The 18,146-nt window shown below is 54.8% G+C and carries 17 protein-coding genes and 1 pseudogene; 4 read left to right on the top strand and 14 right to left on the bottom strand.

Annotation, left to right across the window (positions count from 1 at the left end; translation table 11 throughout):
* Positions 1 to 9: 9 nt before the first annotated feature.
* The gene (locus D5085_17040) at positions 10 to 1,164 is read left to right on the top strand and encodes a hypothetical protein (GenBank protein ID QEP44689.1); all 1,155 of its coding nucleotides are present in this window, start codon (positions 10 to 12) and stop codon (positions 1,162 to 1,164) included.
* Between the two features lie 85 nt (positions 1,165 to 1,249).
* Here the strand turns inward: D5085_17040 and D5085_17035 are convergent, their stop codons facing one another.
* The 6 genes from D5085_17035 to D5085_17010 all read right to left on the bottom strand — a co-directional run bounded on the left by D5085_17035 (position 1,250) and on the right by D5085_17010 (position 6,812).
* Positions 1,250 to 2,185 (bottom strand): GGDEF domain-containing protein, encoded by a 936-nt coding sequence (locus tag D5085_17035; GenBank protein QEP44688.1) that lies wholly within the window; start codon positions 2,183 to 2,185, stop codon positions 1,250 to 1,252.
* 95 nt (positions 2,186 to 2,280) lie between these two features.
* The gene (locus D5085_17030) at positions 2,281 to 3,021 is read right to left on the bottom strand and encodes a YciK family oxidoreductase (protein QEP44687.1); all 741 of its coding nucleotides are present in this window, start codon (positions 3,019 to 3,021) and stop codon (positions 2,281 to 2,283) included.
* 60 nt (positions 3,022 to 3,081) lie between these two features.
* Positions 3,082 to 4,404 carry an FAD-dependent oxidoreductase gene (locus D5085_17025; protein QEP44686.1) on the bottom strand — a complete coding sequence of 441 codons (1,323 nt, stop codon included), beginning with the start codon at positions 4,402 to 4,404 and terminating at the stop codon, positions 3,082 to 3,084.
* A complete protein-coding gene (gene hpnD, locus D5085_17020; protein QEP44685.1) occupies positions 4,371 to 5,321 on the bottom strand; it encodes a squalene synthase HpnD in 951 nt (316 codons plus the stop codon). Before hpnD ends, D5085_17025 begins: the two co-directional genes overlap by 34 nt.
* On the bottom strand, positions 5,266 to 6,144 hold the full coding sequence (gene hpnC, locus D5085_17015; protein QEP44684.1) for a squalene synthase HpnC: 879 nt from the start codon (positions 6,142 to 6,144) through the stop codon (positions 5,266 to 5,268). The genes hpnD and hpnC overlap by 56 nt, the downstream gene beginning before the upstream one ends.
* Before the next feature lie 8 nt (positions 6,145 to 6,152).
* Positions 6,153 to 6,812, bottom strand: a complete 660-nt coding sequence (locus tag D5085_17010; GenBank protein ID QEP44683.1) for an HAD family hydrolase — start codon at positions 6,810 to 6,812, stop codon at positions 6,153 to 6,155.
* Between the two features lie 163 nt (positions 6,813 to 6,975).
* Between D5085_17010 and D5085_17005 the strand changes: the two genes are divergently transcribed.
* Together D5085_17005 and D5085_17000 are read left to right on the top strand one after the other, a co-directional pair.
* The gene (locus D5085_17005; GenBank protein QEP44682.1) at positions 6,976 to 8,490 is read left to right on the top strand and encodes a PAS domain-containing sensor histidine kinase; all 1,515 of its coding nucleotides are present in this window, start codon (positions 6,976 to 6,978) and stop codon (positions 8,488 to 8,490) included.
* Between the two features lie 25 nt (positions 8,491 to 8,515).
* Positions 8,516 to 10,303, top strand: coding sequence for an ABC transporter ATP-binding protein/permease (locus D5085_17000; GenBank protein QEP44681.1), 1,788 nt, complete (start codon positions 8,516 to 8,518; stop codon positions 10,301 to 10,303).
* A 263-nt stretch (positions 10,304 to 10,566) separates the two neighbouring features.
* Here the strand turns inward: D5085_17000 and D5085_16995 are convergent.
* Positions 10,567 to 10,698: pseudogene (locus D5085_16995) on the bottom strand (relaxase).
* 34 nt (positions 10,699 to 10,732) lie between these two features.
* Between D5085_16995 and D5085_16990 the strand changes: the two are divergent.
* A complete protein-coding gene (locus D5085_16990; GenBank protein ID QEP44680.1) occupies positions 10,733 to 11,857 on the top strand; it encodes a hypothetical protein in 1,125 nt (374 codons plus the stop codon).
* 88 nt (positions 11,858 to 11,945) lie between these two features.
* Here the strand turns inward: D5085_16990 and D5085_16985 are convergent, their stop codons facing one another.
* From D5085_16985 to D5085_16955, 7 genes are all read right to left on the bottom strand, one after another.
* Positions 11,946 to 12,785, bottom strand: a complete 840-nt coding sequence (locus D5085_16985; protein QEP44679.1) for a DUF4198 domain-containing protein — start codon at positions 12,783 to 12,785, stop codon at positions 11,946 to 11,948.
* The gene (locus tag D5085_16980; GenBank protein QEP44678.1) at positions 12,782 to 13,054 is read right to left on the bottom strand and encodes an amphi-Trp domain-containing protein; all 273 of its coding nucleotides are present in this window, start codon (positions 13,052 to 13,054) and stop codon (positions 12,782 to 12,784) included. Before D5085_16980 ends, D5085_16985 begins: the two co-directional genes overlap by 4 nt.
* Positions 13,055 to 13,063: 9 nt before the next feature.
* Complete coding sequence (locus tag D5085_16975) at positions 13,064 to 14,392, bottom strand: metallophosphoesterase (GenBank protein QEP44677.1); 1,329 nt, start codon at positions 14,390 to 14,392, stop codon at positions 13,064 to 13,066.
* A 7-nt stretch (positions 14,393 to 14,399) separates the two neighbouring features.
* Positions 14,400 to 15,287 carry a hypothetical protein gene (locus D5085_16970; GenBank protein ID QEP44676.1) on the bottom strand — a complete coding sequence of 296 codons (888 nt, stop codon included), beginning with the start codon at positions 15,285 to 15,287 and terminating at the stop codon, positions 14,400 to 14,402.
* Positions 15,119 to 15,538 carry an NUDIX domain-containing protein gene (locus D5085_16965; protein ID QEP45208.1) on the bottom strand — a complete coding sequence of 140 codons (420 nt, stop codon included), beginning with the start codon at positions 15,536 to 15,538 and terminating at the stop codon, positions 15,119 to 15,121. The genes D5085_16970 and D5085_16965 overlap by 169 nt, the downstream gene beginning before the upstream one ends.
* A 565-nt stretch (positions 15,539 to 16,103) precedes the next feature.
* Complete coding sequence (locus D5085_16960) at positions 16,104 to 17,237, bottom strand: HprK-related kinase B (GenBank protein ID QEP44675.1); 1,134 nt, start codon at positions 17,235 to 17,237, stop codon at positions 16,104 to 16,106.
* Positions 17,231 to 18,118: a GAK system ATP-grasp enzyme gene (locus tag D5085_16955; protein ID QEP44674.1), complete on the bottom strand. Its 888-nt coding sequence runs from the start codon at positions 18,116 to 18,118 to the stop codon at positions 17,231 to 17,233. The genes D5085_16960 and D5085_16955 overlap by 7 nt, the downstream gene beginning before the upstream one ends.
* Positions 18,119 to 18,146: the final 28 nt, after the last annotated feature.

The following is an 18,146-nucleotide window of genomic DNA, read 5'->3' as shown; positions in this document are numbered from 1 at the left end:
GGGAGTGTTATGAGTGAGTTACTGTTCCATCTAGTTACCGCACTTCTGCCAGTCGCTGCATTCTCAGGGTGGTATCTGGGGATGCGGGTGGCACGAAAGCGCAGTCTGACCGAACAAGATCGACTCTCTGATAGCTATCTGCAGGGGCTAAACCATCTGTTAGAGCATGACGAGGAGAAGACGCTATCACTGCTGCACCATCTAGGGGAGGGGACTAGCCCATCGGTGGCGCTGCGTTTTGTTCTGGCGGCTCTCCATCTTCGCCGAGGAGAGATCAGTCAAGCGATTATGCTCTATGAGTCGTTACTAAACGACTACACCCTAGAGAGCGCCGTTCGAGATAAGGCGCGTATGGAGTTAGCAAATGGCTATAGGCAGGCGGGGCTATTTGATCGGGCCGAAAAGCTTTATTACCAGCTGAGTACGACTCCCTATCGCTGGGTTGCGCTGCAACAGTTACTGCGGCTTTATGATCAGGAGCGCGACTGGCCACGAGCGGCAACCATCTGCGAGCGGCTATGTCAGCATCAGTCCCACTATGGCAGAATTTTGGCCCACTACTACTGCCAACTGGCGGAGGAGAGTGGCTCGGTAGCTGAGCGGCGGCGCTATATCGCACTGGCACTGGAGTGGGATAGCGGTTCGGTACGGGCGAGTCTGTTGCAAGGGGCGTTGGCCGAGGAGGCGGCGGAGTTTTTGACGGCGATAGCGGCCTATCGACGGGTGGTGCAGCAAGATAGCCTCTTTGTCGCTGAAATAGTGGCACCGCTAACCCGCTGCTATTTGGCGCTACAGCAGCCGGAGCAGGTGATTCCGCTGCTGCGGCAACTGCTCTGTCACCGCCACTCTTCGGTCGTGGCGGCGATGGACGCGATCCGATTTCCAGAGCCGATAGCCAGCGAGATCCCGGCGCTACTACGGGAGCTTATTCGTCATCACCCCTCACTGTGGGCGCTAAAGTGCCTGCTATCTTATGAGAGTGAGGAGGGGGCTACCTCGCCGCTAGCACCGCAGAGCCCGCTCTACCACTCACTGCGGCAGCTCATTGAACAGCTCTGTCGCCGAGAGCTACTCTACCGCTGTGAGCAGTGTGGTCTGACACTGCAACAGCTCCACTGGCACTGTCCTGGCTGCCATCAGTGGGGGTCGATTAAACCCGCGTGATCCCATTGAGGTTGACAGTTACGCTAAGTTCAGGGCACCCTAGCATCGACTAGCCGTGAGCACCTCACTCTATTTGCAACTCGATTCAATTCTCGCTCTCCACCCGATCTCTTCCCCCATTTTTAGCGCGATAGAGTGCTTGATCGGCTCGTTCAAAGATCGCAGCAGACGCCTCCCCGATACGATAGTGGCTAACGCCGATACTAATCGTGACCGGTAGTGGTTTTTGTTGCTGTGTGAGTGTTAGCTCGGCTACCGCTTGTCTGATTCGCTCAGCAATGACCACCGCCCCTTCGCGGCTAGTGTTGGGCAAAATGGCCACAAACTCCTCTCCGCCGTAGCGAAACAGGCGATCGGTAACCCGAATGGTCTGTTCGATAACCGATGCAACTCGACACAGCACCTCATCACCGACTTGGTGGCCAAAGGTGTCGTTAACTCGTTTGAAGTGGTCGATATCGAGCACCATAAGCGACAGTGGCTCCTGAGTGCGCTGGCTGCGGTTGAGCTCTCGTAATAGGGTATCGTTAAAGGCGTGACGGTTGGCGACGCCGGTTAGGGCGTCGCACTGCGCCTGCTGGAGCGCTTCACGGTAATGTAGGGCGTTATTGAGCGGGTAGAGAGCGGCTACTAGCAGCCTCTCTAGCCGAGCCATATCTTCGCGGTTAAAACGACGCTTGCGGCTGAAGGTAATTTCGCCTAAAGGCTGCTTTAGCAGCTCTAGTCGATAGCTACAGCTATGGCGCCCTACGCCATCGAGCTGATAGGCGAGGCCGTAGTCGTTGTGACGGTACCCCATGCCGTCGATCGGCACCGCGTGTCGCAGCTCATTTAACAGAATTTTGAGCATCGATTCTAACTCTAGTGTGGTCTGTAACGCGAGTGTGATTGCGAGGCTATCCTCGCGCAGACGCGAATGCCGCTTAGGAGCGGTTAGGGGGAGTCCTTCATTTAGGGTTGCTAGTTGTAAAGCCATTATTCCATCCTCTTCGTTGCCTGTACTCGAATTAGCGAAGAGCATGCCAATTACTTTAAGTAATTAATTATAAATGTTTTTATTAAGTTTTTTCGAGGGGGAACGCCGGTGTCGTCAACAATTTGACGCACCGGTCGAGGCTATGACTGGGCGGTTAGCTGCTGTCCAGTTAGGTGGCGGCTATCGCTGCCGAGCAGATAGAGATAGCTACCGCTGAGGGCGTCGGGAGCGGGTAGCTGCTGGGGATCCTCGCCAGGGTAGGCGCGAGCCCTCATACTGGTACGCACCGCACCGGGATCGAGTGAATTGACCCGAATGCGGGTATGACTCTCTAGCTCTGCGGCTAAGGTCTGCATCAAGATCTCAACTCCCCCCTTCGAGACCCCGTAGCCGGCCCAATAGGCGCGACCTTGGCGTCCCACACTAGAGGCGGTGAAGATAATAGAGGCCTCCTCAGCTGCCTTTAGCAGGCCTAGCACCGCTTGAGTTAGCAAAAACGGGGCATTTAAATTGACCTGCATTACCTTTAACCAGCGTTCGGGGTTGGCGTGTTCAATGGGGGAGAGCGCTCCGAGTTGAGCAGCGTTATGTACCAAGCCATCTAAACGACCAAACTCCTTGCTCAGGGTAGCGGCAAGGTCGTGATAATCTTTAACTGTCGCTCCTTCGAGATCGAGCGGGTAGATGGCCGGTTGTGGGGCACCGCTCTCAACGATCTGATCATAGACCGCTTCCAGTTTGGCGATGGTGCGGCCAAGCAGGATGGTGGTCGCGCCATGGCGAGCTGTAGCCCGAGCGGTGGCGGCACCGATACCCTCTCCGGCACCGGTAATTAGGATCACCTTTTGCTCAAGTAGCTGTGGTGGTGGCTGGTAGCTCATGAGGGGGTGTGGTATAGACATCGTATAGTTTCCATCGGGTTAGGTTAAGCGTATGGGGGGTTAGTGGCCGCTATTGTGGAGGATCTGCTGTGCGGTTTCCACTCCGCTGCGCACCGCGCCCTCCAGCGTGGCGGGGTAGGGGCCTTGGGTGTAGTCGCCTGCGAGCCAGAGTCGCTCTACGGCGCTGCGATTGTTCGGGCGTTCTGCTTCCACCTCGGGGGTGGCGGCCCATGTGGCCCGTTTCTCTACCACTAGAGTTGTTTTTAGTGGTGTCGGCCAGTGGGGGAAGTGGTGTTGTAACTGCTGTAGCGTCTGCTGTAGTAGGCGTTGCCGCTCGGTAGTGGCTGTGGGGTGGCTGATTACCGCCGCCATGACGCCTCGTTGGCCATTGAAACGGCGATCAAACAGCCACTCTGCCGGCCCCTCTAGCAGGCCGATAAACGGGTAGCTCAGTTCGATTTGGGGAGGGTAGCGCAGATAGAGGGTCGCAATGGCGTGTACCGGCCACTTGGCTAGCTGCTGGCCGAGTGGCTGTAGCGGGGGGAGGTATCGAAGTAGTGGCGGCAGGTGCCAGGGGGCGGTGGCGATAATGAGTTCGCGGGCATGAATCGTGCGGTGGTGGCTCTGTAGTAGAAAGGTGCCGTGGTGCGGTTGAATCGACTCGATTCGCTGCGAGAGCATAATGTGCTGTCGTAACTGCCGCAGACGATAGAGGGCGGGGGTGACAAAGAGCTGGGTCAAATTTTGCTGCGGGAGAATAAGATCGCTGTGGCGATGGCTGTGGCTGAAACTCTGCTTTAAGACAGTGCTAAACAGGGTGGCGGAGGCCGACTCAATGGGGGTGTTTAGAGTGGCAAGGCAGAGCGGCGACCAGAAGCGTTGGCGCAGCGACTGTGGTTGGTTGAGTGACTCTAATAGCTCAGCGACGGTTAGCTTGGCGCTATGGCGATGGTTGACTAGATGCAGGCTTCCCTGAATTAAACGCCAGCGCTCCCGACGGCTCACCCCTTGAGCGTTCATGATCGCTAGCAGTAGGTGGAGTGGTGCGGCGATTTTGGGGGGGGTAAGTCGTAGCGGGGGGGCGGTAGTCGATTCAAGGTGGAGCTGGAGCGGCAGGCGCTGGTAGTCTGAGTGTGAGCCGAGGCTCTGTAACAGTTGTAGTGTCTGTTGGTAGGCACCGATGAGCAGATGTTGGCCGGCATCGAGGTGGTCGTCGAGTAGCTGGGCGCTCTTGGCTCGGCCACCGGCATCTCTGCCGGCCTCAATGAGGACAATCTTCTGTTCGGGGGCCAATATGAGCGCAGCGGCAAGGCCGGCCCAGCCGGCACCAATGATGGCAGTATCGTAGATCAAAACAGACTCTGTGACTTTTGTTGACGCCACACGCTAATAATAGCGGCGAGCCTCTCCCTTTTGTTCAACGAGGGGGCGGGGTGGGCAAAGCGCTGTCGCACCATCTTCTGTAGGAGGCGGTGGTAGAGGGCGGCCATCATTAGGGCGCTTAGCTGCTCATGACGGCACTCAAGGGGGAGAGCGCTAATCGCCTTGCGGTAGTACGATTGAGCCCGTTCGGCCTGACATTGTAGCAGTTCGATGACGCTAGGGTGGTGGCGCAGCCTCAAATCGGCGGGAGTGAGTCGATAGTGCTGTAGCTCCTGTTGCGGTAGATAGAGTCGCTGTCGCTGCCGATCCTCTTCTAAATCACGCAGTATGTTGGTCAACTGCAGCGCGATACCGAGCGCTTCGGCATACTCGCCTAAGTCGTGCCGCTGGGGGGAGAGGAGGGTGGCGCTGAGCCGGCCGACTACACCGGCAACGCGGTAGCAGTAGCGGTAGAGCTCATCGAAGGTGGCATAGTTTTGCGGTATAAGATCCATCTCCATCCCCTCAATCAGCGCCTCAAAATGGCTTTGGGGGAGCTGTAACCTCGCCACATGGGGCGCGAGCGCTACCATGACCGGATGTCGTGGCGAGCCGTGGTAGAGATGCTGTAGCTCCTCGCGCCATCTCGCTAGTTCGGCTGCCGCGTCAGCGGGGGGGAGGTGACTATCGACGCAGTCGTCGATGAGGCGACAGAAGGCGTAGAGGGCGCTCATACCGCGCCGCTTCTCTCGTTTGAGCCAGTAGAAGCTGATACGAAAGGTGCTGCCGCTCTGTGCTAAAAGCTGCCAGCAGTAGCGATCAGCCTGCGATAGCGATACCGCTCTTTGAGTAGGAGGGGGAGTCATGGTGAAACGGGCATACCTAGGGGGTTGAAAAGGGGGAACCGAGGAGTAGATAGTAGCCGATACGGGGGGCATCGCCAAACGAGAGTCGCGGGCGGCTAAAGGGGTGGGGTTGGTGGTGGAGCTTGTGGTAGAGCGTCGTCGCCGTGGCCAGAATCAGTCGTATTAGCCACCGAAAACGGCCCTGAAGATAGTTCGGTAGCTGCTCTCCTTGCGCTAGGAGGGGGGCGATTTGGGCTAGTTGCCACTGGAGTAGTTGGCGCATGGGGGGATCATTGAGCTGCTGTTCGAAGTGGGTATCGGTTACCCCAAACTGCTGTAGCTGTTGCAGGGGGAGATAGAGCCGTCGGTTTTCGTGCCAATCTTGGGCTAAATCCTGTAAAAAGTTGAGTAGCTGTAGCGCACTACAGAGGCTATCGGAGGCAGTGATGGCAGCCGGATGGGTGATCTGGTGTAGCTCTAGCAGCAGTCGGCCGACAGGGTTGGCCGAGTAGCGACAATAGGCCATCACGGCGGCCATATCGGCATAACGCTGCTGGGTGCAGTCCTGCTTAAAGGCGTGCAGTAGATCGAGCAGCCACTGTGGATTGAGGTTAAACGCCTCAATGGCGGCAATGAGGGCCGCAAAGCGCGGAGTAGGGGGGGTGTTTTGTTGTAGTTGTGCTAAAAATTGCTGTTCGAACAGCGTTAGCTGTTGCAGGCGTTGGGCGGCGGGTAGAGTGAGCTCGTCGGCAATATCGTCCGCCTCACGGGCGAAGCGGTAGATGGCGGCTACCGCGTAGCGGCGGTTAGAGTCGAAGAGTAGTCGCGGGGCGACTGGAAAGTTTTCGTAGTGGTTTTGAGCGCAGCGCAGCGCTTGGCGGCGGCTCTGTTGTAGTTGTGGCGAGTTAGAGGGCATAGTGGGAGTTAAATAAGCGCCAATAACTCTCCCGGGTGGTGAATCGTGGCAGAGGCCCCCCAGTGGCGGCACTGCTCCGGCGAGGTGAGATAGCCCCACGCTGCGGCGATGGTCGTCATGCCGGCGCGGTTGCCAGCGTCGATATCGCGAGGGGCATCGCCTACATAGAGGGTGGCCTCAGCTTCGGTCCGAAGTTGGTGGCAGGCGTAGAGCAGGGGGGCCGGATCGGGTTTGCTCTGTGGTAGAGTATCACCACAGACGATGGTACCCCATAGCGAGGTTAGTTGTAGCTGCTGTAGTAGTGGCAGGGTGAGTGCGGTCGGTTTATTGGTAACGATGCCGAGCCTAAGCTGCTGTTGCTGTAGTTGCAGCAGCAGCTCGCCCATGCCGAGAAATAGGGTGGAGTGATCGGCGATATGGTCGCGATAACTGGCCAATATCTCCTCTCGAAGTGGTTCGAAGCGAGGATCGTCGCGGTGGTAGCCAAAACCGAGCTTAACTAGGGCTACCGTGCCATCCGAGGCGTGCGGACGAACCTCCTCTAGTGGCAGAGGGGGCTTTTGGTGCTGTGCTAACACCCGATTCAGTGCGGCGGTCAGATCGGGCGCGGTATCGACAACAGTGCCGTCAAGATCGAATAGCACAGTGGTAATTCTCTTCTCAGTCAAAGGTGATCTCCATCGCTATAGGGGATAACAGCGCTAATGGTAGTGAAGCGTGGCGGTGGTGGCAACTGTTAAAAGCGGTAAGAGCAGGCAACGGTTACCCCTATGGGAAGGGCTGTCGTGTTACACTAACGCCGCTTTAGAGTATTTTTAGAGGATTTTTTCAGTGGAGGATAGCCCCATTACCACCACGGCAACAAACCGTATTGAGAGGCTGTTAACCGAACCATACCGGCTGTTTCAGGCGCTAGGTGTGGCCGGTGCCGGGCTCTTTTCGCTCGATATCGTCTCTGGCGACTACCACTGTGACGATAATTGTCGTCGCCTGTTAGGCGTCGAAGCTAAACAGTCGCTTAACTATTCGCTTTGGCGAGAGTTAATTGTTGAGCTCGACCGAGAGGAGGTGATCCACGCCTTCGAGCGCCAGCTTGAGCTACAGGAGGAGCAGTTCGATTTTCAGTATCGCATTCACCACCCGCGAGGGGAGCGCTGGATATCAATGTTTGGCACTTTTTACCGTAATGCGATAGGGGAGGCGATCTGCTACGAGGGAGTGTTGCAGGATGTGACCTCACAGCGGATGGCAGAGGAGGCACTAAAACGGCACCAAAAACGCTTTCGTACTCTAGTCGATAGCTCGCCCGATATTATCTGGGAGTGCGATGAGCAGCTACATATCAGCTATATCACCCCCCGTATTCACTCCCTGACCGGCTACAGTGTTAACGAGGTGATGGGGCGGCCGTTCTATGAGCTAGCGACCGTCGCTGAGCAGCAGGCACTGAAGGTTGTGTTGCAGACATATTCCGCCGAGTTGGCCACTATCACAGGACTGACTAACCATCTGCAATCGAAAAGAGACAATCTGGTCGTAGTGCAGACCAATGCCGTACCGATTTTCGATAGTAACGGCGCTTTTGGCGGTTTTTATGGCGTATCGCGCGAGATTAGCGACCGTTTAGAGCTTAACCGTATGCGGTACGAAAAAGATTTAGCCCTAGGTAACAGCGAAATTAAGGCGCTTTTTATGCTAAATACCTCCCACGAGCTGCGCAATACCATGCATGCAATCATTAGCTTCTCCAGCCTTGGACAGCGGCGGGCAGAGAGTGCGCCGCCACAGAAGTTGCGCCGCTACTTCGACAATATTAACCAAAGCAGCGTTAGACTATTGCAGTTTATTAACGATATCCATGAGTTAGCTGAGCTGGAAGGGGCACAAGCACAGATTAATTTAACGCCACTTCAAGTGGATAGATTAATAGAGCAGGAGTGGAATCGGTTGCTACCGCAGATGGCACAACAGGGGGGGGGCGTCTCGCTAGTGATGGCCGACAATTTACCGTTAATGCAGGGGGATGAGGGGCGGTTACAGCAGCTATTGCAGTTGTTGCTCACGAGGGTAGTGCGACAGCACCTCGCTACCGTTAGGCTAACTGTTGAGCGGGGCGATGGAGTGCTATTAATGAGCCTCGCCTACCCTTCCGAACCGTTGAGCGATGAGCAGCTAAGCCATCTATTCGACTTGAACCGTTTTGGCACCCAAACGGACAACATCGATCTGGATCTGCCGATCTGTCGCGCCATTGTGCAGCGCCATCGGGGTAAAATATGGGCCGAAAACTGTCGTGAGGGTGAGGTGGTGCTGCGGGTGCAGTTACCCTTCCACCAGACGCTGTAGCGACTTAAAATATAGATCGGACTCTATGCGTACCTTTCATACCGAACCGCCGCGTGAGGATTGCCGCGATCTCGACACCCTAAAATCGCTGCTACCCTATCTGTGGGACTATCGTGGCCGAGCTGGGCTGGCGCTACTGTTTTTGGTGCTCTCGAAAACGGCTATCGTCGGTGTACCGTTAATGATGAAGGAGATCGTTGACTATCTCGATAGCGATACAGTGGCCGAGCTGGCACTGCCGATCTCGCTACTGGTTGCCTATGGGGTATTGCGGCTAGCCGGATCGCTCTTTAATGAGCTACGAGATGTCGTCTTTGCCCGAGTTCGGCACGGCACCATGAAACAGCTCTCGCTGCGAGCGCTAGATCAGCTCCACCGGCTCTCGCTGCGCTACCATCTGGAGCGCAAAACCGGAGCCTTGGCACGGGATATGGAGCGAGGTGCCCGCAGCGCCGCCTCTCTGCTCAACTTTATGCTATTCAACATTATTCCAACGCTGGTGGAGCTACTGCTAGTGGCGCTAATTATGTTGCAGCAGTACACCCCATGGTTTGCGATCATTACCTTAGCGATCGTGGTGGTCTATATCTTGACTACCTTTAAAATCACCGCATGGCGGATGCAGTTTCGTCATAAGATGAATGCGCTCGATTCAGAGGCAAACTCAATTGCGATTGATAGCCTCATTAACTACGAGACCGTTAAATATTTTAATAATGAAATCTACGAAAATCGGCGCTATCGTCAGACATTAACGCAGTGGGAAGATGCAGCGGTGATGAGCCAAACGACAATGTCGGGGCTCAACATCGCCCAAGGAGCGCTCATCGCACTCGGGGTAAGCATGATTATGGTGCTCGCTGCCGAGGGGGTGATTAACGGCGACATGAGTATGGGCGATCTGGTGCTGGTTAACGCACTAATGCTGCAGGTCTTTATCCCGCTCAATTTCTTAGGTGTGGTCTATAGTCAGGTAAAACACGCCCTCTCCGATATGGCGCAGATGTTTGAGCTAATGCAAAAAATACCAGACATTGTCGATGCGCCCGATGCGACCGAGCTAGAGGTGGGGAGAGGTGAAATTATCTTCAATCGTGTCTCCTTTCACTATCAGCCAGAGCGGCCGATTTTAAAGCAGATTAGTCTGCGGGTAGAGCCCGGTAAAAAGGTCGCAGTCGTTGGTCATAGTGGTTCGGGTAAATCGACTTTAGCGCGGCTGCTCTACCGCTTCTACGACATTCAGCAGGGGGAGATTACTATCAATGGCACCGATATCCGTCGAGTGACTCAGGAGAGTCTGCGGCGGGTCATCGGCATCGTCCCGCAAGATACGGTGCTGTTTAACGACACCATCGCCTACAATATCGGCTACGCTAACCCCGAGGCCGAGAGGGAGGCGATTATCGCAGCGGCTAAAGCGGCCGATATCGATAACTTTATCACCTCCTTGCCCGATGGCTATGAGACCATGGTAGGTGAGCGGGGGCTGAAGCTCTCTGGCGGCGAGAAGCAGCGCATCGCTATCGCCAGAGCCATCTTAAAGCGGCCACAAATCCTGATTTTTGACGAGGCGACCTCCTCACTCGACTCCCGCTCCGAGCAGAGCATCCTCCACTCACTGCGCCAGCTTGCAAGTCACCATGCGACTCTAGTCATTGCCCACCGCCTCTCCACTATTGTTGATGCCGATGAGATTTTGGTGATGTCTCAGGGGGAGATTATCGAGCGGGGTAGCCATGCCGAGCTGTTAGGGTATCATGGCCACTACGCTGGGTTGTGGCAGTTGCAGCGACAGCAGGCGGAGAAGAGTTAACGGGCTCACATTTATTCGACAAAGGGCTAGACTAAACGGAGAGATTGCAGTAGGATTCGGTCCTAATCGCGTAAATCGTGGGTTGGTTCGTGATTTGAACAACTTTATTTAGATTTTTTTTCTTGAAAATTAACTTTAACCGAACTTCCAAATGAGGGTAGATAGATGCAAAAGATGAGTTTTAAGCAGCTAGCGAAAATGACGCTGATTGCAGGTGCGGTCGCTATGGCGGTAGGATGTAGTAGTGACGATGATCCCGCTCCAACGGATACAGGTACTTCGACAGCTACGGGTACGGGTACTTCGACAGCTACGGGTACGGGTACTTCGACAGCTACGGATACAGGTACTTCGACAGCTACGGATACAGGCACTAGTGTCAGCTTAAAGGGGATTATCATCTCTGATCCGGCCGTCAATTGTGCCACCGTGGTGGTAGGGACAGATACGGCAACTTTTGTTGCTGATGGGCAGTACCGAGTTATTGCTGCGGCTACAGGTCAGCTTAAAGCAACCACCTGTGTCGATACCGTCTCAGGCGCTGATGTCGGTGACTTAATGTCAGATGGTGATTTTAATGACTCCGAAGGGGCGGAAGTTGTCACACCTATTACCTCGATGGTCGAGATGATTACTGCGACCGGAAAAACCCCAGAGGAGGCGAGAACAATTGCCGCATCTGCTTTAGGGGTTGGGGTTGATGATCTTGATAAGCAGCCGGTTGAAAATGTTAAGCTTCAAAAGGCAGCGGCTAAAATTGTCTCGTTAGTACAGCTAGTCGGTGATAACGGTGGTAATGCGGCTGCTGCGTTGACAAATGTTGCCGAGAAGCTCGCCGCTTCAACGGCTGAGGCACCGGTGACACTGGATAGTCAGCTAAGTGATGATACTGTGCTGAGCGAGGTGATGGAATCTTCCGGCGTAACAGAGGACAAAAGAGAGGTAGTTAAGGCTGCGACCAAGCAGGCAGTGGCTGCCATCGTTGCGCTTGATGACAATGACGCTACAGCGATTTCACAAGCGGTTGCTATTACCAAAATTGTTAAAGAGCAGGTTTCGGCCAAGATTGTAACAGGCGAAATTACCACTGATAACATTGAGACTACAGGTAAAGCAGAGTTGGATAACTTAGTGAATGAGGCGGCTGCGATTCAAGAGAAGGTAGTCGTTGTTGCGCCTCCGGCAACAGATACTGGAACGGCTACTGATACGGGTACGGCCACAACTACCGATACAGCCACAACTACCGATACAGCCACAACTACCGATACAGCTACAGCTACAGCTACAGCAACTAATACTGGTACAACTGGAGGGACGACAACTACTCCATCTGCTACCAGCACAGAGACAGCCAAGACGCTAGATCAATATACCCTAGAGGATTGGAAAACCTATGTTAATGGGGCTGGAAGCGATGAAGCTGCCAAAGAGGCTCGAGTGAAAATAGCCTGTACTGAAAGAAGTGGTGCTCCCGAACCGACATTCGCGCAAACATATGCCGATATTTGTTCAAATATTCCCTCAGGCGTGACGGGTGGTACCTCTTTCTAAGATTTAACGCCATTCAGTTAGCATAATGACAAACCACCCCTCGGGGTGGTTTTTTTATCTAAAAAATATCAGTCGCTCTAACCCACCCTCAATCGGCAATAGTAAGCCGCAAACTTGCCCAAAGACTCTCCCAATCACTTCCGCTACCGCTGCTGCCCCTATGAGGGTAGAGATGAACCGCACTAAAGAGCCAATCATCGGCCTCAATTGAGGTAAAACTGATCCGACCGTGACTATCACTCTGCTCTTTGCGTCTCTGTTTAGGAAGTGAACGCCTCTGAGCCGTCACCGTTACCCCACTTAATGGCCTATCCTGATAGAGCAGTTGCAGCTCAATGGTATTGCTATTATCCTCCGATGAGAGAGGATAGTTTAGTAACACCAACTCTAGCTCTAACCCTAGCGGCTGGTTGAGTATGGCGCTGTGGCTACGACCATGATCATGATCACTAGCGGCACGAATCAGCGCCTTAGCACAACGACGATAGCGATCACTCACCGGATAGAGTATGGAAGAGGGATCAACGCCCTTAACGGCATACTCAAGTCCCCGTTCCATCACATAGTCAGTAAAAGTTTCCCGATCCATCTTAGCGGTGCTAAATTCACTGCTGTAGATAATCCAGTGGCTCCCCAGCTGCGACAGGGTGAGCCGAGCAGCCGGATCATCGCCTAGCTCACTCCCTACGATTGGTGAGCGGCTGCCGTCGGGGGCGAAATGTTCAAAACGGCGAAACCAAGCGGGGATATAGGGTTGAGTTGTGCCCTGAAAATGTTGTCCGACCCAAAGAGCCAGCGAGACCGACTCTCCGGCCGTGACAGAGGCGGGCGTAGGCTCTATCCAGAAATCGTGCGCTGTGGCGAGCGGGGCGGTTAGCAGCAGCGACGCTAGCCAGAGTCGTCGAGTCATACCAACTATGCAGCTCATTCGACCTTTAAACTCCCTTTTTTGGCTGGTAATTGACTAGGACTCTGCCAGCTAATACGCAGAGTGAGTTTGTGACGATGCTCTTCCTCATCGGCGCTAAGTTTGACATTTAGCAGCCCTGAGGGGGTGAGTTTTATCTCGCCACTCTCATCACTTAACACCAGCTTCCCCTTAGCAAATCCCTCCTGTAGAGCTGAGAGAATAGTGGCAATGGAGTCGCTATCTTGCAGTGATTGGTGGCGAAAAGTACTACTTTTACTGCGCTTCATGGCTCTCTCCTATGTTAGTAGCTGTTGTGGCTGTAGTAGTTTAATCCGCGGGTAGTCGTTACTAATACCAAAAATCGTACCGGCCGGATCGATGGTGGTGACCGCAGCGCCTACCCCAGTTAACCCCTCTTTTTGGCGCGAGTTACGGTCGAGGGTGGTATCACACTCTAAATGTAAAATGCCTTTGCGCAGCACCAGTCGCTGGCCGTGCAACAGATTGCGATGGCCATGAACTAGCAGGTGGATATGGCTCTGATGGAGCGTATCGGTACCGCGAAGCGAGAGCGGCTTATCAACGGGTCGATATTTAGTACGAATGGTATTGGCGATATGGCCGTAGTAGAACTCAAAGGCGTTATCGCCATAGAGTTGCTGCTTAAACTGTAAGTTAAGTGCCTTAACACCGTGGTGCTTGATATGGAGCGCGGTCTGATCATCGATACCGGCGTGGAGAAAGAGCATCGAACCGCGACGAACAGCTAATCGCATGGTGTGATAGAACCAGTGGAACTCCCCCTTTTTAGAGCAGAAGAGTTTGCGCCATATTAAGATAGCGGCATAGACTTGACGCAGAGTGAGATCCGCCTGTTGTAACTGCTGTTCGAAGGTGGCCATCTTCTCCTCAATTCGCTCTAGCTCCTTGGCGATGGTTTTGGTCGTAAGCGTTGCTTTGGCATAGGCGGGAAACTGTTTAAACCACTGGGGCGAGGGAAATAGCTCGCGGCGGCAGCGCCTATTAGATGGCGTATCGCGCAGAGCGTGTGGATAGCGCAGATAGTAGCGCTCAAGCTCGCTTAACAGTGGGATGACCTTGGTGCCCATACGAATAAATAGATGCTCGTGACCAGGATTCTCCCGATTCGTCGCATAGCGCATGCCTAACAGCACCCTAATATCGTGATTGCCGGCCAGAATCGCCAATCTAGCCCCCTGAGATTTAAGTTTTTTTAGGGTACGAAGTAGTTGTAGATTGCTCGGTCCCTTATCAAAACAGTCCCCGCCGATGAGAAACTCGTCATCACGAACGCCTTTTTTTAACTTAATGTCTGTGGCGCGACTGCCGAGCCGTTTAACTCGGCCCGAGGCGACCAGAGAGGCCGATAACGCTTCGGCATCGGCGTGGAGATCGGTAATAAAGTGGATCGGGTGGGTCGGCCAGCGCCAAGGGTAGCGTTCGAGCTGCTGCTGTAGCTGCTGTTGTGCCTTTTTATGGCTGCTAGAGCGCTGTCTTAGCGACCATTTCTTGCCCTCCAACCACGGCTCGATAGTGGTGGGTAGGGGTGTTTGTAGCCACTTTAGACCACTATAGTGGGGGGGGCGGGGCGAATAGTTTGACATTAGGGGATCAGTCGGGACGCTCTTGGCTCTGTGGCTGCCTTAGCTTCCATTGACCAACTATCGGTTCAGCTTGCCAGTTGCCGTCTGGCTCGATCTGGAAGCAGAGGGGATGGGCATGGTACAGACTGCGTGCGGCCACCTGCGTTAAGGTCAAGATACCGAGGTGGTGGCAGGCGTGGCGTATGGCCGCACCGTGGCCGACAAAGAGCTTCAGCATAGGACGACTCCTAGAGGGGGGGGAGAGTAGTGGCGCGAGCCGCTGCTGTAGGTGATCGGCCACCCGCCTGCCTGCCTGTAGCAGCGATTCGCCCCCCTGAAATGGGAGTTGGTAGTGGCTGTCGCTCTTCCAGTTCGCGGGGGGGGGATCAAAGCGGGGGTCGAGTTGTAGCAGCGCCTCTATCTGGGCTACCGATAGATTAGCGACACTGCCGACAGAGCGTTCGGCTAGGGCAGCAAAGCTCTCAACTTGCAACGGTAGCGGCTGAGGGAGAGTGGCGTTTAATGCCTCAGCCATGAGCGTTGCGCTCTGCCAGCTACGCAAAAGCTGTGAGCTATCGATAATGGGATGGAGCTGCCAATCGCGCTCTGCTAGTAGCTGGCCGATAGTCACGCCAGCCTCTCGTGCTGATCTCTCTCCATCGGCGGTTAAGGGGAACGGTTGCAGGGCACTGGGGGTATCTTCAAGCTGAAGATAGTCACCATGACGCACCAGAGCCGCAATGAGGCTCACTTCAGTTGCGGCTCCAGTTTTTTGATCATGGGGGCGAGAGCCTTCTCTCGTAGCTGATCTGCTGCTTGACTGGGGGAGACCCACTGTCGTTGACGGTGACTCTCCTCCCACTGCGACTTCTCCAAGACATCCGTTACCTCCATCGCATAGACATCGACGCGACACACCGCCTCCCACTTCGGGTAGTGGTAGCTCCCTAGTATCTTCGATTTGACCTTACCGCGTACGCCAGCCTCCTCGTACGCCTCTTGGGCTGCTGATTGCGGTGGCGTCATGCCGGGCTCTTTAATACCCTTAGGGATCACCCAGTGGTGATTTTTACTGGAGCTGACAATTAATATCTGTAGCGCCCCTTTATGATAACGGTAGGGGATAACGGCCGACTGGGTATAGTAGTAGGCGGGTCGAATCCGCATCTCGCTACCGTGAGGGGAGGGGTAGGGGAATTTGCGCGGCAGGGCGGAGGGGTGAACGGTGCTAATCAGTTTGGCCGAACCGTTTTTAAGTTTGCTCCAGCTGTGCTCCAGTTTCAGTCGAATGAGCCCCCCCTTAGGAAACTGTTTGCCATCGCCGGTTGTCGCTTTTAGTGGCTCGCCACTCAAATAGTCATATAACCGAATGAGGCTTTTACGGTGGCCAACTAATAGCAGTCGTCGGCATTTAGAGGGGGTAGCCATTACCATTGCCCGTAGATCGTCGAGGTTGTTACTGTAGAGACGCTCATCGCTCTGTATCGTGCTCGGATCGCCGCCACCGGCCTTAATGGTCTTCTCAGCTGAAGTCTGACTGTAGTGATCGGGAGAGCAGAGAGTTCGCTCAGGAAGGACATCAAATTTGTCTAGCCAGACGCCAATCCGTTGACAGTCGCGCTTGCCGCTATCTTTTAACTCACAAAGACGATCGCTCGGGGCGCTGTAGGGATCATATTTGCCATGGCGCATCAGTAGTAGCTCTCGGTGCATACGACTCCTCCGGTTGCAATTAAATCAGTTGTTGGTAACAGAGCTGCTGTAGCTTCTCAAAATCGATAGTTCCTGTCGCCTCATAGATCTCAACACCCTGTAGCTGTTGTAGATAGGGGGCGATCGCTATCTCATCCCGAGGCTGCTGGTAATGCCCCTCGGTGGTATGAAAAAAGGGGCCGGGAGATTTCATGATCCCTTTGAGCAGCTCTTGACGCTGTTCGAGATCAACCGGCTGTAGCCGTAGTGCCTCCCCCTGTCGGGGCGACCAGTTAAGCAGGAGTAGCCGACGCAGTGTGGTAGAGTCTCTCATGCGCCCTTGGCCATAAAATCGCTCTATATCGACATCGTACTTCTCCTCCAGTTGGCGCAGCTCGGCAGAGGGGAGCTGTCGTAGCTGCTCGCGCCTCGATGCCGAGAGCAGCGGCTGGAGTCGTCGATTGTGGATAATGGTGCCCGGGTTGATTCGAGGTAGTTTGGGTATGCCTCTTGCGATAGGGATGCCGTGGCTATCGCGGCGCAGAAAGAGGCGATCATTACTGACAAAACGGATCGACTCCTCCTCTAGCAGTTTGAGCATGAGGGTCGATTTGCCGCCACCGGACACCCCGGCAATCGCTAGCCCTTCGCCGTTGCGATCTAGCCCGCTAGCGTGACAAATAAGCCACCCCTGCTGCTGCAAGCTGTTCATCGACTGTACTAAAATGAAGTTAATGATTTGACTCTCATGGGCTAGACAGGGGCCGAAGGCTGTCAGGTGGTGTGGGTGTTGTAGAAACAGTACCCCGCTGCGCACCTTATGGATGAGGCGGCCATCGCTCAGATCAAACCACGCCTCCTTACGGCCCTGTTTTCCCGCCTCGTGTGGCCACACCTGTAACGGCAGGGCGGGATCGCCACTAAAGGGGGGAGCCTCTAGCAGGGTGATGCGGGGCGTTGCGCTACTCTGCTGTTCAGGTGAGGGGAGGGTGATATAGGAGCCGAAGTAGCGCTGTAGTTGCTGGAGTAGTTTCGGGGCGTTGCTCTGAATGAGTAGTGGTCGCTGGTGGAGCGTGAATAGTAGCGGCCTCTCATCGAGCAGCGGCGGGGCGCTACGGTGCAGATAGGCGGCAAATTCGGCACTGGTATAGGGACTCTTCACGACAACTATGATCTCTTTAGCTGCTGTAGGACATAGTCAACATAGCGCTCGGCGACATCTATGCCCAACCCCTCTTTGAGACCACGAAAACCGCCAAAGGCCGAGACCTCAAAGACCATCGGGCCAGCGGCGGTTTCGACGATATCGACGGTAGTAAAGTCGAGCTTAAAGAGCGCTTGGGCGCGTTGAGCCAGCTCAATCAGCTCCGCTGTTGCCTCATAGGCACCGTAGCGACCGCCACTATGGATAGTCGAGTTCCAGCTACCCTCCGGCTTAATACGGGTATAGGTGCCGAGATACTCCCCCCCCATAAAGACCATGCCCAAATCTCTCCCCGGCAGCGCTATTTTTTGTTGAATATAGAGTAGCGGATGGAGTCGCTGGTAGTGGTGTAACTTCTCGGTGAGAGCCGTCTCGCCCTCATCGGCATGGAGCAGCACCATCCCGCGTGCTTTCGTCGAGTAGAGCGGTTTGAGTACCGCCTCGCCGTAGCGCTGAATCGTCGCGACCGCCTGCGGTATCGATTCGCAGAGGGTGGTCGGTGGCATGGGGATAGCGCCGTTACGAAGGGTCGTCGTACAGCTAAGGCGATCAACTAGACGCAATATCTCGATGGCAGGACTAAATACTCGCACCCCAGCAGCTTCGGCTAGTCGGAGTAGCTCCAACCGATCGAGAGTGTGGGGGGAGTAGTCAGCACTGATTTTTTTTACCAGCAGGCCATCCAATTGGCATAGATCAATCCCCTGAAACAGCAGCGTCCCCTGCTGCATATCGGCGACCACCTCCCCCATATCGACCACAATGCGCTCGCGACCACTGGCCTCGACCGCATCGGCAAGGGTTTCGGTTGACCAGCTGCCGGGAATGCCGATAACTGCCACTCTACTCATCTCTGTTCTGGCTCCCTTGTCTCTATAC

This window comes from Ectothiorhodospiraceae bacterium BW-2, assembly GCA_008375315.1.
Lineage (GTDB): Bacteria > Pseudomonadota > Gammaproteobacteria > Thiohalomonadales > Thiohalomonadaceae > BW-2.
This window is presented reverse-complemented; position numbering and strand designations above follow the sequence as displayed.